The organism is Sphingobium sp. (assembly GCF_032153725.1).
Lineage (GTDB): Bacteria > Pseudomonadota > Alphaproteobacteria > Sphingomonadales > Sphingomonadaceae > Sphingobium.
Genome location: NZ_JALDYQ010000094.1, coordinates 1 through 15,655, shown reverse-complemented (window position 1 = coordinate 15,655; position 15,655 = coordinate 1). Strand labels below are relative to the sequence as shown.

Annotated in this window: 11 protein-coding genes and 2 tRNA genes; 8 read left to right on the top strand and 5 right to left on the bottom strand. The window is 65.5% G+C overall.

From position 1 onward, the window contains the following. Positions 1-51 precede the first annotated feature (51 nt). Positions 52-2,115: an ATP-dependent DNA helicase RecG gene (gene recG / locus RUH75_RS21150; protein ID WP_313809171.1), complete on the bottom strand. Its 2,064-nt coding sequence runs from the start codon at positions 2,113-2,115 to the stop codon at positions 52-54. Positions 2,116-2,214: 99 nt separating this feature from the next. Here recG and RUH75_RS21145 point away from each other — a divergent pair, with 99 nt between their 5' ends. Together RUH75_RS21145 and mfd are read left to right on the top strand one after the other, a co-directional pair. Further along, positions 2,215-2,484 carry a succinate dehydrogenase assembly factor 2 gene (locus tag RUH75_RS21145; protein ID WP_313809170.1) on the top strand — a complete coding sequence of 90 codons (270 nt, stop codon included), beginning with the start codon at positions 2,215-2,217 and terminating at the stop codon, positions 2,482-2,484. Positions 2,485-2,578: 94 nt separating this feature from the next. After that, positions 2,579-6,040, top strand: a complete 3,462-nt coding sequence (gene mfd / locus RUH75_RS21140) for a transcription-repair coupling factor (RefSeq protein WP_313809169.1) — start codon at positions 2,579-2,581, stop codon at positions 6,038-6,040. 21 nt (positions 6,041-6,061) lie between these two features. On the opposite strand, the gene RUH75_RS21135 is transcribed toward mfd, so the two are convergent. Next, entirely contained in the window at positions 6,062-8,098 is a 2,037-nt protein-coding gene (locus tag RUH75_RS21135) for a putative bifunctional diguanylate cyclase/phosphodiesterase (protein WP_409592412.1), read from the bottom strand. A gap of 116 nt (positions 8,099-8,214) precedes the next feature. Between RUH75_RS21135 and moaA the strand changes: the two genes are divergently transcribed. The 4 genes from moaA (at position 8,215) to RUH75_RS21115 (ending at position 10,418) form a co-directional block, all read left to right on the top strand. Continuing rightward, the gene (moaA, locus tag RUH75_RS21130) at positions 8,215-9,225 is read left to right on the top strand and encodes a GTP 3',8-cyclase MoaA (protein WP_313809167.1); all 1,011 of its coding nucleotides are present in this window, start codon (positions 8,215-8,217) and stop codon (positions 9,223-9,225) included. Continuing rightward, positions 9,222-9,998 carry an NAD kinase gene (locus RUH75_RS21125; RefSeq protein WP_313809166.1) on the top strand — a complete coding sequence of 259 codons (777 nt, stop codon included), beginning with the start codon at positions 9,222-9,224 and terminating at the stop codon, positions 9,996-9,998. Before moaA ends, RUH75_RS21125 begins: the two co-directional genes overlap by 4 nt. Positions 9,999-10,075: 77 nt before the next feature. Next, positions 10,076-10,150 (top strand) — tRNA-Asn (locus tag RUH75_RS21120). A gap of 193 nt (positions 10,151-10,343) precedes the next feature. Beyond that, positions 10,344-10,418, top strand: a tRNA-Asn gene (locus tag RUH75_RS21115). 306 nt (positions 10,419-10,724) lie between these two features. Here RUH75_RS21115 and RUH75_RS21110 read toward each other — a convergent pair. The 3 genes from RUH75_RS21110 to RUH75_RS21100 are packed head-to-tail and all read right to left on the bottom strand — an operon-like array spanning position 10,725 to position 13,288. Further along, a complete protein-coding gene (locus RUH75_RS21110) occupies positions 10,725-11,996 on the bottom strand; it encodes an SPOR domain-containing protein (RefSeq protein ID WP_313809165.1) in 1,272 nt (423 codons plus the stop codon). Between the two features lie 14 nt (positions 11,997-12,010). Continuing rightward, positions 12,011-12,553, bottom strand: a complete 543-nt coding sequence (locus RUH75_RS21105) for a hypothetical protein (protein ID WP_313809164.1) — start codon at positions 12,551-12,553, stop codon at positions 12,011-12,013. A gap of 15 nt (positions 12,554-12,568) precedes the next feature. Beyond that, positions 12,569-13,288: a ParA family protein gene (locus RUH75_RS21100; RefSeq protein ID WP_313809163.1), complete on the bottom strand. Its 720-nt coding sequence runs from the start codon at positions 13,286-13,288 to the stop codon at positions 12,569-12,571. A gap of 167 nt (positions 13,289-13,455) precedes the next feature. On the opposite strand from RUH75_RS21100, the gene RUH75_RS21095 reads away from it, so the two are divergent. Both RUH75_RS21095 and RUH75_RS21090 read left to right on the top strand, forming a co-directional pair. Further along, positions 13,456-14,463, top strand: a complete 1,008-nt coding sequence (locus tag RUH75_RS21095; protein WP_313809162.1) for an SPOR domain-containing protein — start codon at positions 13,456-13,458, stop codon at positions 14,461-14,463. Between the two features lie 65 nt (positions 14,464-14,528). Continuing rightward, positions 14,529-15,542: a 2-oxoadipate dioxygenase/decarboxylase family protein gene (locus RUH75_RS21090; RefSeq protein ID WP_313809161.1), complete on the top strand. Its 1,014-nt coding sequence runs from the start codon at positions 14,529-14,531 to the stop codon at positions 15,540-15,542. Positions 15,543-15,655: the final 113 nt, after the last annotated feature.

Below are 15,655 nucleotides of genomic sequence, written 5' to 3'. Positions count from 1 at the left end.
ATCGTTCAGACGGCAGCACTCTACAATATAACCTACTTCAGTTCCAGGTGACTAGCCGCTGCGGAGGAGGCCTACCGCAGCGTCGCGCTCGAAGAGGTAGAGGCAGGTTCTTGCGGCTTCCCCTCTTGCTTCGGTCAGGCCGCCGTCCCGGTCTATGAGGAGATGCGCGTCATCTCGCGCTGAATCGAGAAGCGCCGAGAGATGTTCAGGGGTGGCGAGTTTGAGTTGCGCCTCGCCCGATTGGCGGGTGCCGAGGATTTCGCCGGCTCCCCGCAGGCGAAGGTCCTCTTCGGCTATGCGGAAGCCGTCGTTGGTTTCCCGCATGAGAGCCAGACGGGCGCGGGAGGTTTCCGAGAGGGCGCTGCCGCGCAGGAGGATGCAGACACTGTGGTTCTGGCCCCGGCCGACGCGGCCTCTCAGCTGGTGGAGCTGGGCCAGGCCGAAGCGGTCGGCGCCTTCGATGATGATGAGATTGCTGTTGGGCACGTCGACGCCCACTTCGATGACGGTGGTGGCGACAAGGATTTTCGTGCGAGCCGAAGCGAAACCCTCCATCGCGGCGTCCTTTTCCGGGCCCTTCATGCGGCCGTGGACGAGGCCCACGAGGTCGCCGAAGCGCATTTTCAGCATTTCGGCGCGGGCTTCGGCGGCGGCCTGATCGCTGGTTTCGCTTTCCTCGACCAAGGGGCAGACCCAATAGGCCTGACCGCCGCCCTCGATATGGCGGGCGAGCGCTTCGACCACTTCGTCGAGGCGGTTGGCGGACATCACCACCGTCTGGATCGGCTGGCGGCCGGGAGGCATCTCATCGAGGCGGGAGACGTCCATTTCGCCATAATAAGTGAGTGTCAGCGTGCGCGGGATCGGGGTCGCCGTCATCACCAGAAGATGCGGGGTGCGTTCGGCCTTGGCGGCGAGCATCATGCGCTGGGCGACGCCGAAGCGGTGTTGTTCGTCGATGACCGCGAGGGCCAGATTCCTGTAGCGGACGGCTTCCTGAAAGATGGCGTGGGTGCCGACGAGTATGTCGATGCTGCCGTCCGCAAGGCCCATCAGGGTGGATTCGCGGGTCTTGCCCTTTTCCCGGCCGGTGAGGATGGCGATGGTGACGGGCAGGCCCGACGCCATTTTGCGCAGCGTCTCATAATGCTGGCGGGCGAGGATTTCGGTGGGGGCGAGGAGCCCGCCCTGGGCGCCTGCTTCGACCGTATTGAGGAGGGCCATCAGGGCCACGAGGGTCTTGCCGGAGCCTACATCGCCTTGGAGGAGGCGGAGCATGGGGACGGGTTGGGCCATGTCGCCTTCAATCTCTCCGAAGGCGCGGCGTTGGGCGCCGGTCGGGGCGAAGGGGAGTTGCAGCATGGCACGCAGGCGACCATCGCCTTCTATCGGAACGCCCCGCCGCTTGCGGGAGGACTGACGGACCAGCATCAACGCGAGTTGGCCGGCGAAGATTTCGTCATAGGCCAGGCGTTCGCGAGCCTTTGCGTCACTGGGATCGGCGTGGATGCGGGTGAGCGCTTCGTGCCATGTGGGCCAGCCCTTGCGGGCGAGCAGGCTGGGTTCGATCCATTCGGGAAGGTCGGGGGCCCGGCTCAGCGATTGGGCGACGAGGTCGCGCAGGCGGTTGTTGGTCAATCCCTCCGACAGCCCGTAGACCGGCTCTCGCGCGGGGATGGTGGCAGCTTCCTCCGGCGGCAGGACATAGTCGGGGTGGACGATCTGGAGATTGTCGCCATAGGCCTCCAGCTTGCCGGAGATGAATTTGGGTTCATTGAGCGGCAGCAGCTTGCGGGGCCAAGCGCTGTTGCGGCCAAAATAGACCAGCGCGACCGTGTTGCCGTGCCTGTCCTGCGCGATCACGCGGAAGGGCGCGCGGGCGCTGCCGGAGGCGCGATAGTCGGTGGGGGTGAGTTCGATGCCGATGGCGCGGCCGGAGTCGGAGAGAATCAGTTCGTCCACCATGCGGCGGTCGATGAAGCTGACCGGCAAATGGAACACCACGTCCACCGCGCGGGCGAGGCCGAGGCGCTCCAGCGGTTTGGCCAGCGCGGGGCCTACACCCTTGAGCGCTTCGATTTCGGTGAAGAGTGGGTTGAGGATATCGGGTCGCATGGCTATCTGGCGGTGTCTAGCCCAGCCGGGACGATGCGCAAACATCCAATGGGATTTTGGCGATCGGTGATTTTGGCATGTCTGCGCAAGGAACAAATTGTGAACGAAGATCCCCGCATCCGCCGCCTGCAATTCCGGGCATGGCATCGTGGCATCAAGGAAGCGGATTTGGCCGTGGGTGGGTTCTTTGACCGTTACCATTCCGAATGGGGTGAAGAGGAACTCGACTGGTTCGAGCGGTTCATCGAGGAACAGGACGCCGACATCATGGCCTGGGCCCTGGGGACGTTGCCGTTGCCGGATGCGTGGCGCGGGCCGATGTGGGACAGGTTCGTGAAGATGGATTTCGTGGAGATCGGGAAGAAGTAACGCCCTCCCCCCCTCCGTCATCCCCCTGACGGAGCATCCAGATTTGAGGTTGGGAGATGGGTTCCCGCCTTCGCGGGAATGACGAAACTGGAATATGACTGACCTTCTCAAGATTCTCAAAGCCTCCTCGCCTATCACTCTTTCCGGCGTTCCGGCGGGTTTCCAGCCCTGGTTGCTGGCGGACATAGCGCGGGCGGCGTCTTCCCGCGCCTTGTTCGTCGCGCCGGACGAGCAGCTCATGCGGGCGGTGGCGGATACGGCGCATTATTTCGCGCCGGAGATCGAGATTGTCGAGATACCGGCCTGGGACTGCCTGCCCTATGACCGGGCCAGTCCTTCGCTGCGGACGGCTTCGGCGCGGTTGGCGGGATTGCATGCGTTGCAGGCCAAGCCCAAGGGGCCGCAGCTTGTTCTGACCACGCTCAATGCGCTGACGCAGCGCACGCTGACGCCGTTCCGCGTGCGGCAGTTGGTGGCGAAGCTGGCGCCCAAGGAGCGAATCGCGATTTCGCGGCTGGCCGAGATGTTGCAGGCCAATGGCTATGTGCGGACCGATACCGTGCATGACCGGGGCGAGTTCGCCATCCGTGGGGGCATTGTCGATCTGTTTCCCGGTGGCGAGGAACAGCCGCTACGGCTCGATTTCTTCGGGGATGAGATCGAGACGGTGCGGCGCTTCGATCCCGCCGATCAGCGGACCAGCGGGAGTGTCGAGGGGTTCACCTTGCTCCCGGCGTCCGAGGCTTTGCTGGATGAGGAGACGATCAAGCGCTTCCGTGGGCGCTATCGCGAGACGTTCGGCGCCACGGCGACGGGCGATCCGCTCTATCAGGCGGTGAGCGACGGGCGTCGGCTGGCGGGCATGGAGCACTGGCTCCCGCTGTTCGAGGAACGGCTGGTGCCGATGACCGAGCATCTGGGCGACGATACGCTGATCCTGCTGGATCATGGCGTGGCGGGCGCGGCGGAGGCGCGGTTCGAGGCGATTCGGGACTATCATGCCAATCGCGTGCAGGCGAAGTCGTCCGACCCGGGGGCTTATCGGCCTCTGGAACCCAAGGCGCTCTATCTGGACGCGGATGAGTGGGATGGCATCGTGCGGGAATGGCCGATGCATGCGACCACGCCCTTTCATGAGCCGGAGAGCGTGACGGTTCTGGATTTCGAGGTCGACGGGCCGCGTGATTTCGCGCCGGAGCGGGCGCAGAACGCCAATGTCTATGAAGCGGTGGGCAAGCATATCGCTTCGTTGCAGCGGGCGAAGAAAAAGGTCGTCATCGCCAGCTATTCCGGGGGAGCGCGGGAGCGGCTTTCGGGGCTGCTGGTCGATCATGGGCTGAAGCGGGTCGCCGCGGCGGACAGCTGGCAGGAGGCGCTGGGGATCGCTGCGGGCGGGAGCACGGTGCTGACCGTGTTGCCGCTGGATCATGGTTTCACCACGCCGGACGTGGCGGTGCTGACCGAGCAGGACATGCTGGGCGACCGGCTGGTGCGGCGGGCCAAGCGGAAGAAGAATGCCGACGCCTTTTTGCAGGAGCTGGCGACGCTCTCGCCGGGCGATCTGGTGGTGCATATGGACCATGGGATCGGCCGCTATGAGGGGCTGACGCAAATACCCGTCGCCAAGGCGGCGCATGACTGCGTGGCGCTGGAATATGCGGGCGGCGACAAGCTGTACGTGCCGGTGGAGAATCTGGAGGTCCTCTCCCGATACGGCTCCGACAGCGAAGGGGTGAGCCTCGACAAGCTGGGCGGCGAGGCGTGGCAGCGGCGCAAGGCGCGGATGAAGGAGCGCATCCGCGAGATTGCGGGTGAACTGCTGAAGACAGCGGCAGAACGCGCGCTTCGGGCGGCGACGGTGGCGGAGCCGGACAGCGCGGGTTATCCGGCGTTCGTCGATCGCTTCCCCTATCAGGAGACGGAGGATCAGGATCGCGCGATCATGGATGTGGTCGACGATCTGGGCGCGGGACGGCCGATGGACCGGCTGGTGTGCGGCGATGTGGGTTTCGGCAAGACCGAGGTGGCTTTGCGCGCGGCTTTCGTGGCGGCCATGGCGGGGATGCAGGTGGTGCTGATCTGCCCGACCACCCTGCTCGCCCGGCAGCATCATATGAATTTCGAGGAGCGGTTTCGGGGGTTCCCGGTGAATATCGGGCGGCTGTCTCGGCTGGTGCCGGACAAGGAGGCCAAGGCCGTAAAGGCCGGGCTGGCCGATGGGACAGTCGATATTGTCGTGGGCACCCATGCTCTGCTGGCGAAAGGGTTGGAATTCAAGCGGCTCGGCCTCGTCGTCGTTGACGAGGAGCAGCGCTTCGGCGTGACGCATAAGGAGCGGCTGAAGAGCCTCAAGACCGATGTGCATGTGCTGACGCTGACGGCGACGCCTATTCCGCGGACGTTGCAGATGGCGATGTCGGGGCTGCGGGAACTGTCCGTGATCCAGACGCCGCCGGTCGATCGTCTGGCGGTGCGGACCTACATCATGCCCTGGGACGGGGTGGTGATCCGCGAAGCTCTGCTACGCGAACATTATCGCGGGGGGCAGAGTTTCTTCGTTGTGCCCCGCATCGCCGATCTGACCGAGGTGGAGGAATTTCTTCGAACCGAGGTGCCGGAGGTGAAGCCCATCGTCGCCCATGGTCAGATGAGCGCCACCGATGTCGAGGAGCGGATGTCGGCCTTTTACGACAAGCGTTATGACGTGCTGCTGTCGACCACGATCGTGGAGAGCGGGCTGGACATTCCGTCCGCCAATACGCTGATCATTCATCGCGCGGATCGGTTCGGGCTGGCGCAGCTCTATCAGCTTCGCGGGCGTGTCGGGCGGTCCAAGACGCGGGCCTATGCCTATTTCACGACGCCTGCGAACAAGGTGATCACCGATACGGCGGAGAAGCGGCTGAAGGTGCTGTCCGATCTGGACACGCTGGGGGCCGGGTTCCAGCTGGCTTCGCACGATCTGGATATTCGGGGCGCGGGCAATCTGGTTGGGGACGAGCAGTCCGGGCATATCAAGGAGGTCGGGTTCGAACTTTACCAGTCGATGCTGGAGGATGCGATCCTGGAGGCGAAGGCTGGTGGCGCTGGAATCGAGAAGCGGGATAGCTTCTCGCCGCAGATCACGGTGGATGCACCGATCCTGATCCCGGAGGATTATGTGCCTGATCTCGATCTGCGCATGGGGCTGTATCGCCGCCTGAACGAGGTCGAGGACCGGCAGGGGTTGGAGGCTTTCGCCGCGGAACTGATCGACCGCTTCGGCAAGCTGCCTGCGCCGACGCAAAATCTGTTCAAGGTCATCGAGATCAAGCAGAATTGCGTGAAGGCGAACATCGCCAAGATCGATGTCGGGGCGAAGGGCGCTCTGGTCAGCTTCTTCGAGGATCACTTTCCACGGCCCGAGGGGCTGGTCGCCTATATCCAGCGGTTGAATGGGGTGGCTCGGTTGCGGCCGGACAGCAAGGTCGTGGTGAACCGGGCCTGGGCCGATCCGGGGGCGCGGCTGAATGGAGCTTTGCAGCTTTCGAAGGGACTCGCGAAGGCGGCCGGGTAGGATTGGCCTGGCGTGCAGGCGTCAGGGTTTGAGCGCCAAAGCCACCAGATCGGCGGAGGAAACGCCCGCCGAGCGCAGGAAGCCCTGATAATAATCACACCCCTCCCGGGCCAGGAGATCGAGCTGCTGCTCTGTCTCCACGCCTTCCGCTATGACGCTGAGGCCGAGCGATTTCGCCATGTGGATGACGCCGCGCACGATGATGCGGTCGCGGGCGGTTCCGGCGATGTCCTGGGCAAGGCCGCTGTCGATCTTGAGATAGTCGAGCGGCAGGCTCTTCAGATAAGCGAGGCTGGAATAGCCGGTGCCGAAATCGTCCACCGCCACCGCCAGCCCTTCGGCGCGCAGCGCGGTCAGCAGCGCGGTGGCATTGTCCACATCCTCGATCAGGCCGCTTTCAGTGATTTCCACGGTCAGGCGGGAGCGCGGGAAACCGCTCATGTCCACCAGATTGAGGAAGCGCGGCATGAAGCCGGGCTGGGCGATATCCTCCGCCGTGACGTTGATCGACAGGCGCAGATGGGACAGCGCGCGGGGCCAGGCAGCGGCCTGGGCCAGAGCTTCGGCCTGGATGTGCGAGGAGAGCGGCAGCATGTAATCGGACCGCTCCGCCGTCGCGAACAGCATGCCGGCGCCCAGCGCGCCATATTGCGGGTGGTTCCAGCGGGCCAGCGCCTCCACGCCGGTCATATGCTCGCTGTCGACAGGATATTGCGGTTGGAACAGGATACCGATCTCGCCGCGATCAAGGGCAAGGCGAAGATCGGTTTCCAGCTGGTCGGCGTCGACCTGACGGCTCCGTTTTTCGGAGGAGAATATGCGGATGCCCTCTCCCCCGCCCTGCCGCGCATCGGCCAGCGCGGTGCCGGCGCGGCGGATGAGGCGGGTCGCGTCATCCTCCGGACGAGACTGGGCAATGCCGCAGCGGGCCGTCAGGCGGATGAGATGATCGCCCGCGCTGAACGGCCGGCCAATCGCCCCGATCAGCTGGCGCGCCAGAAAGGTCGCGCGGTCGGCTGCGGCGGCTTCGCCGGTCAGGCCGATGAGGAATTCCGTGCCCGCGATGCGCGCGGCGATCGCGCCTGCGGCCATGTCGACGGTCATGCGCTCGATCCGGCGGGCGATGCGGCCCAGCAGCGCGTCGCCCACCACTTGCCCATAGGCCGCGTTCATCCGGTCGAACTGGCTGATCGACAACAGCAACACCGTCGTCGCCAGGCCGGAGCGTCGCTCCAGCCAGTCGAGCGCGGCCTGACGCGAGCGCAGGCCGGTCAGATCGTCACGACCGGTCGCGTCATGGCCATCGGCGTCGGACAGCCATTCGACATCCGCCGCGACGACTCCGTCGATCAACCGCAGATGATGGACCAGCCGGTCGCCGGAGCGGCCGGGTGCAGCGTGGGCAAAAGCCTCCGGACGGCCGGACCGCATCATGCTGCGGAGCGCCGCGATGACGGAACGGCGCTCCACGCGCGGAAGCCGGCGAAGAAAGCCGGCCGGGCTGATATGCTGACTGTCGAGGCCGAGATGACGGGCGAGACTGTCGCTGAGGCGGATGCCGTCCCCCTCCCTCTCCCAAAACAGCGCATCGCCGCGCCGGATGCGCTGGGCGCGCCGGCTGTGGGTCGCGCCGCCGACCAGCCGATCGACCAGCCGCTGCGCCGACGACAGGGTGGCGCGCAGGCCGTCCGGCGCAAAGGGCGCGGCAAGATAATGGGTGGCCCCCGCCTCCAGCAGGCGGGGCACGGCAGCAATATCCTGCGCGCCGATCAGTACGATCAGCGCCCCGCCCCCCGCATCGACCGCGGTGACGACCGATGCGATCAGCCGATGATCGCCTTCCCCGACGCCCCGCATGTCGACCAGGGCGATCTGGGCATCGCTGCGCAGGAAACGCTGCGCAGCATCGGTGGCTCGCCGGGCCGCGATGACGCGCCAGCCCGCCTGCCGCGCGAGATGCGAGAGGCCGTCGCGGTCGTCCGGAGACAGAATGAAGAGGCTGCGCTGTCCGTCCAGTGCGGTTTCACCGCTCACATCATGCTCCTTGGGACGGCCCATCGTCCCTTCCTACTTCCTATCGGTTACCGACCTGTTCACAATGTCGCAACCGGCTCGTGGCGGGACAATGACCTGCGACGCTTGCGCGCGGCGGGTCCATCGCCTAGCTAGGCATTATGGATAGGGCCGATCTTGGGCGCACGGCTTTGACCGATGCACTTGGCCGCCGGATCAGCTATTTGCGGATTTCGGTGACGGATCGTTGCGACCTGCGCTGCCGTTATTGCATGGCGGAGCGGATGAGTTTCCTGCCCAAGAACCAGGTACTGACGCTGGAAGAACTCGCCCTGCTGGCCGATCTTTTCATCGCGAGGGGCGTGCGCAAGATCAGGTTGACGGGCGGCGAGCCGCTGGTGCGGCGCGACATCGTCGATCTGGTGCGCCGGATCGGACGCCATCTGGGCGGCGGGCTGGACGAGGTGACGCTGACCACCAACGGCACGCGATTGACGCAGCACGCGCAGGCGCTGTTCGATGCGGGCATCAGGCGGATCAACGTCAGTCTGGACAGCCGCGATCCCGAACGCTTTGCCCATGTGACGCGGGGTGGCGACGTGCGGGCCGTGTTCGATGGGCTGGACGCGGCGCTGGCGGCAGGCCTGTCGGTCAAGATCAACATGGTGGCGCTCAACGGCGTCAATGACGATGAAATCCTGCCCATGCTCCGGTGGTGCGATGATCAGGGCTTCGACCTGACGCTGATCGAGACGATGCCGCTGGGCGAAACGGGCGAGGATCGGACCGACCATTATCTGCCGTTGACGCAGGTGGCGGATTCGATCCGGCAGCATCACGCGCTCACCCCGATCGCGCATCGCACGGGCGGCCCGGCACGCTATCATGGGGTGGAAGGAATGAATGCGCGGCTGGGGCTGATCACCCCGCTCACCAACAATTTCTGCGCGGACTGCAACCGCATGCGCATGACCTGCGAGGGCAAGATCTTCATGTGCCTGGGGCATGAGGATCATGTCGACCTGAAGGCCGCCTTCCGCGAGGGCGGATTGCAGGCGGTTGAACCTTTGATCGACCGCGCCTTGCGGCTGAAGCCGGCCGCCCATGATTTCCGCATCGGCGCGGGTGCCACGGCAGCGGTGCGGCGGCATATGAGCGTGACCGGCGGATGACCGAAGAGGTGCGGCGCGCACTGGTCGCCTCCCCCAGTCCGGCCGCCAAGGCGGCGGAGGAAAGGCTGCGCGCGGCTTATGATTTCGTGCCCGTCGAGCAGGCGGACATGATCATCGCGCTCGGCGGCGACGGCTTCATGCTCCAGACGCTGCACTCCATGCTGGAGGGGCGGCGGATATTGCCTGTATTTGGAATGAATCTGGGCACGGTCGGCTTCCTGATGAACGAGTGGCGGCTGGAACGGCTGGAGCAGCGGATCGAGTCCGCCAAGCCGTTCAAGGTCAATCCGCTGCGCATGACGGTGGACACGGTGGATGGGGAACGGTTCTCCATTCCGGCCATCAACGAAGTGTCGTTGCTGCGCGAGACGCGCCAGACCGCCAGGCTGGAGGTGAAGGTCAATGACCGCACCGTGCTGCCGGAACTGGTGTGCGACGGGGTGCTGGTGGCGACGCCTGCCGGATCGACCGCCTATAATCTGTCGGCGCATGGGCCGATCCTGCCCCTGGGATCGGCACTGGTGGCGCTGACGCCGATCAGCCCTTTCCGGCCCCGACGCTGGCGCGGCGCGATCCTGCCCGAAAATACGGCGATCCAGTTCACCGTGCTTGATCCGGTGAAGCGGCCGGTCAGCGCCGTGGCCGACCAGCGCGAAGTGCGCGACGTCGCGCAGGTCGAAGTGAAGATCGATCGCGCGACGCCGCTGACGCTGCTGTTCGACCCGGAACATACGCTGGACGACCGGATCGCGGCGGAACAGTTTATCGCGTGATTTTCCGCAATTTGGCGCTTGCCATTGCCGGAAAGCCGCTGCTATAGGCGCAGCCTGCCCGGCGGAAACCGGGTTGCTCCCCGATAGCTCAGCGGTAGAGCATTCGACTGTTAATCGAATGGCCGTAGGTTCGAATCCTACTCGGGGAGCCACTTTTCATCCGGCGATCGGCGCCGGGAAACCTTCCATAAACAGGCGATATTGACGCTTTCGGGCGGGATTTCGCATATGCTCCTCCTATTCGCGCTGTTTACCTTCTTTTTTGTGACGGGCAGTTCCGCAAGCCCTTGCCATTTGGGAAAAGCCGCTGCATATGCGCGGCCTGCCCGGCGGAAACCGGGTTGTTCCCCGATAGCTCAGCGGTAGAGCATTCGACTGTTAATCGAATGGCCGTAGGTTCGAATCCTACTCGGGGAGCCACTTTTCACCCTTTCCAGCGGGTTGGAACAGCTGGAATTTCCCTGGATATTTCAAGAGCAGATTGGCGCGCGCAGCGCCTGTCGACGGATGTCGTGGTGGTGGCCGGAGACATGCCGTTGCGGGTGGAAGGCGGACGGGCTGCTTAGCTGCGCGTTCCTTAACACGCACCGTGTTCCTGCGCAGGCAGGAACCCAGTCCCGCCCTCACTTCGTCATGGCAACATCCGAACTGGGCTCCTGCCTGCGCAGGAGCACCTCGCGCTCAATGTCCACAAATGGCCAGTTATAGCCCTCCGCAACCCTGCCTTCAGCGCGAGGCGTATTGGCGGCCCCGGACTGCAACAGCCCAGCGCTGGGGCGTGGCGTCAGCGACATTCTCGCGTACGAAGCACTGGCCCCGGCGTGCCTGAATCGCGCGGCAAAGCGCGCTGGCTTCCGCCCGATCATCGAAGCGACCGACAGCCAGGCGGGCGAGGGTGGCGCCGTTGACCGTGATCTGGCTGGTCACGACGGGAAGCGTGGCGAGCATGGTCTGGCGGCGTGCCATGGCGATCCATTTTTCCCTGGCAATCGCCGCATTGTCATAGGCGCCGAGCTGCACCACCCAATTGCCCTGACCGCTCGTGCGGAAAGCGACCTGCTGAACAGGGGTCGGTGCGGAACGCTTGGCGAGCTGACGTGGCGCGGCGACGCGGGCCGGGGCCGCGAGGGCCTGAATCATCGGCGCGGGGGCTTCCACCGCAACGGGATGCGGCGCGGGAGCAGCGGCCATTTCGACCGGGGCGGCTTCGGCAGCCTGCTCGACGGGAGCAGCCTGTGCCATCTGGGCGGTCGGCGCGGTTGCCGGGGCCAGCGCCAGTGCGGCGGGCGGGCCGGCATCCGCGCCGTTGATCGTCACGCCCATCAGGGCGGCCACGCGCTGCTGCGAGAGGCCCGGCGCGGCGTTCTGCGCCCATTCGGTGATGCGCTGGTTGGCGACAAGCGGATCGAGGTCGAAGCCCGCCATCATGCGCGCGTCCTTCCATCGGCCCGCCAGCGCGTAAGCATATGCGAGGTTCTGCCGAGTCTGCGCGGTCGCGGAGGGATCGTGGATCACCTCCGACAGGATGCGCACGCCTTCGGGCGCGTCGCCCGCCATCGCCATGGCAAGGCCATAGTCGGCGGCGGGAACGATGTCGGCACTGTTGGCGAGCAGGTCGCGAGCGGCGCGATCCTTGCCCAGCGCCACCTGCACCAGCGCCAGGGTGATGATGGTGCGCGCATCGCGATGGCCGAGCGCCATGGCATCCGACAGCGCGGTTTCGGCGGAGGCGAAACGGCCGTCTGCTACATAAGCACGGCCGAGCAGCTGGCGATAGCGGGCATCCTGCGGCGCACTCTGCACGGCGGCTTCCGCCAGGTCGACCGCGCGGGTGCCGTCACGATCGGCCAGCGCCTTTTCGACATGGGCGGCGAGACGATCGGGGTCCTGCTGCGGGGCTATGGCAGCGGGGCGAAAGGCCGCGCCGGTGCAACCCACCATGGTCGTTCCAAGGAGCATCGACGCAAACGCTGCTTTGGCGAAGGCCTTGCGCTTCATGGCTTGGCGTCCCCTTAATCGTCGCCGCGAGCGCGCGGCAGTTGCTGGGCCAGCCGATCGACTTCCGGCAGGCTGGCGAGATAGATGTCCAGCGCCTGCGTCACCATTTGCTGCGCCGATCGGCCGACAATGGCGCAGGCGAGGCGAAGCTTCAGATGGCGGTCGGCATCGAGCCGCAGGGTGAAGGCAGCCTTGCGGCCCTTCGCCGCGGCGGCAGTGCGGGGCGCGGCGGGCTTTTTCGGCTTCGCGACCCTGGCAGGCGTGCTGGTTTCGGCGATGCGCTCAGCCAGTTCCTCGCGCTCGACGACCACGGCGGGCACCGGAGCCATGGCCGGAACAGCCGTCATCGGTGTCAAGCCGGCGACGGAACGCGCCTCCGCCGGAGCAGGTTCGGGCTGAGTCACGTCAAAGCCCATGTCGTTCCAGCCCAGATCCTCCTGAAGCGCGTTGGCTCCGGCGGTCAGGCCAAAGACCGGACGGCGCATGGCGGGTGAGGCGGCGCCCTTGCGGGCCAGCAGGCCCGAGGTCAGCGAGGCGAGAGGTTTCGGTTCGGCCATGATAATCCCCTCCCCTTATTGCGAAACCCGGCGGCCAAAGCCACCGCTTGCCGGACGCACCGTGCCTGCCGTGCCGACCGCATTGTGCGGCACGGAAAAGACGGTGCGGCGGAAATTCTTTTCGAGGCGATCGGACACATAGGTCCACAACAGCCTGACCTCCCCGGCCGAGCGGCCATTGGGGTCGACCTCCATCACCGTGCGGCCGTCGATCATCGAGGCGGCGAAATCCGTGCGGTGGTGCAGCGTGACCGGGGCGACTGTCCCATGTTGGGACAAAGCGACGGCGGCTTCGGAGGTGATCCGCGCCTTGGGCGTGGCGGCATTGACCACGAAGATCAGCGGCTTGCCTGCCCGTTCGCAGAGGTCGACGGTGGCACCGACGGCGCGCAGGTCGTGCGGGCTGGGACGGGTGGGCACGACGATCAGTTCGGACACCGAGATGACGCTCTGGATCGCCATGGTGATGGCGGGCGGCGTGTCGATGACGGCCAGCTTGAAGCCCTGTTGACGGAGGATTTCGAGGTCGGCGGCAAGGCGCGCCACCGTGGTCTGGGCAAAGGCGGGATATTCGGCCTCCCGCTCATTCCACCAGTCGGCCAGCGAACCCTGAGGATCGATGTCGATCAGCACGACCGGACCCGCGCCCGACAGCTGGGCCTGAACCGCCAGATGGCCCGACAGGGTCGTCTTGCCCGACCCCCCCTTTTGCGATGCCAATGCCAATATGCGCACGCAACTTCCCCCAAGAAATCCAATCGTTGAAGAAGTGCCACAGGCCCGCCTAAGAATTGGTTAATCCGCGCGGAAGCCTGAAAGCGGGTTAAAAAGGCGATGTTCTTAATGCTAAGTCGCTATTAACCTTGCTGCGGCATAGGATCGGGCAAAGACCCATTGGGAGCATGGACATGAAGCATATCCGGGGCGTGCTGACCGCTGGAACGATGTTGGGCGTCGCCCAGATAATGGCAACCGCGCCGGCGCTGGCCGATGTGAAGGCAGGCGTCGATGCGTGGCAGCAGGGCGACTATGCCCGGGCCGTGGCCGTGTGGCAGCCGCTGGCGCAGGCCGGCGATCCCGATGCGCAGTTCAATATGGGCCAGGCGTGCAAGCTGGGCCGGGGCGTGAAGACGGATCAGGCGGCTGCGATCGATTGGTATCGCAAGGCGGCCAGGCAGGGTCATGCCCGCGCCGAGGACAATCTGGGGCTGCTGATGTTCCAGCAGGGGGACCGCGCGGGCGCCATGCCCTATTTGCAGCACGCCGCCGACCGGGGCGAGGCGCGGGCGCAATATATTGTCGGCACCGCCCTGTTCAACGGCGATCTGGCGACGAAGAACTGGGTACGAGCCTATGCGCTGATGACGCGGGCATCCGAGGCCGGGCTGGCGCAGGCGACGACGAGTCTTCGACAGATGGACCGATATGTCTCGCAGGAGCAGCGCAATGACGGCATCGCCATGGCGCGCTCCATGGCGCAGCAGGAGCAAGCCGGGTCGATGGACGCGCCGGCGTCGCGCGACACGCCCAGGCCGATCCGCACGGCGGATTTGCCGCCGTCCACCCCGGCCGAGGCCAAGCCCGTCGAAGCGGCTCCCGTTCCCAAGCCTGCCGCTTCGGTGAAAGCGGCTGCTGCAAAGCCCCCGGCGCCCAAGCCCGCCCTGCCCCGCGCGGCCAATGGCGGATGGCGCGTGCAGATCGGCGCGTTCAGCGCGGAGGCCCGCGCCCGATCGCTCTGGAGTCAGCTCAGCGCCAGGGTCAACGGGCTGTCGGGATATCAGCCCTATATCATGACCAGCGGCGGGGTGACGCGGTTGCAGGCAGGACCGCTGGCGAGCAACGCGGACGCCGTCCGGCTGTGCGGCGCAATCAAGGCGGCGGGCGCGGAGTGCATGCCCAAGAAGATGTGAATCTTCCAAAGGCTTGGAATTTTATTTCAAGCATGCGATGATGGGGCTTCAATAGGGAGCCTCTCATGTCGCTCGAAAATCCAGCAGTGATCAGCGTGCTTGTCGAAGGCGCATTGGGCGTCGAAGCGGCGCGCGGGGCGCTGGACGCACTCGATGTCGATCCCGTCCTGATGGCGCAGCGTGGGCGGCAAGTTTCGCGCGCGGCCTTTGCCATGGCGATGAACATCGCGCTGTTTCAGAACCTGCTGACGCGCGTGCCGAGCGGGGCCGCCTATGTCGCGGACCGGGTGGCGCGCGGCGGCAGGATCATGTTCGACCATGGCGCGCTGCGCACGGTGCGGCTGGTCGAGGGACCGACCGGCGAACTGCCGCCGGGCGAGGATGCCTTTACCCGCATCCTGCTGCCGCTTGGCTATGAACTGGCGGCCGTCTATCCGCTGGACCGGCTGCGGATGACCGGGCGGGCCTATCGCCATGCGGACATGGCCGAGGCGGTTCCGCAATTTTTTCTGTCGGAACTGCATGTCGACCGCTTCGATCCCGAATTTGCCGAAGTCGCGGCACGGGTGTTCGGCACCTCGCGCGATCCGCTGACGGCTGAGGCCAGGGCTGTGCTGGGGAAATATGCGGAGGAGCGGCCCGTTTCCCTGGACGAAGCGATGAAGGCTCTGCCAGCGATCATTGCGGCCTTCGACTGCCAGCATGCGCCAGCCAGCATCGAGGATTACGAACTGCTGCTCTCCCGCTCCCACGAAGCGGGCTGGATCGCGACCGAAGGCAATGCGTTCAACCATGCCACCGACCGGGTGGCGGATGTCGCCGCGCTGGCCGAGCGGTTGAAGGCTGAGGACTGGCCAATGAAGGACAGGCTGGAAATCTCTCGCACGGGGCGCGTGCGGCAGACGGCTTTCCGGGCGGACACGGTCGATCGGCTCTTCGCCGGGAATGAAATGCGCCGGGTGCCGGGGTCCTTCTATGAGTTCATCAGCCGCGATATCGACCCGGAGACTGGCGGGCTGGACCTTGCCTTCGACACCGGCAATGCAACCGGCATTTTCGCCATGACCAGCGCGCACTGAGATGCGTCCGATACCCTCTCTTTTCGCGAAACCGGTTCAGGTCTTTGCGCGCGATGTTCTAGGCCGTAAACTCATAAAATGGCTTGAGGATTGGTCGTTTGCGTGATTCAGGA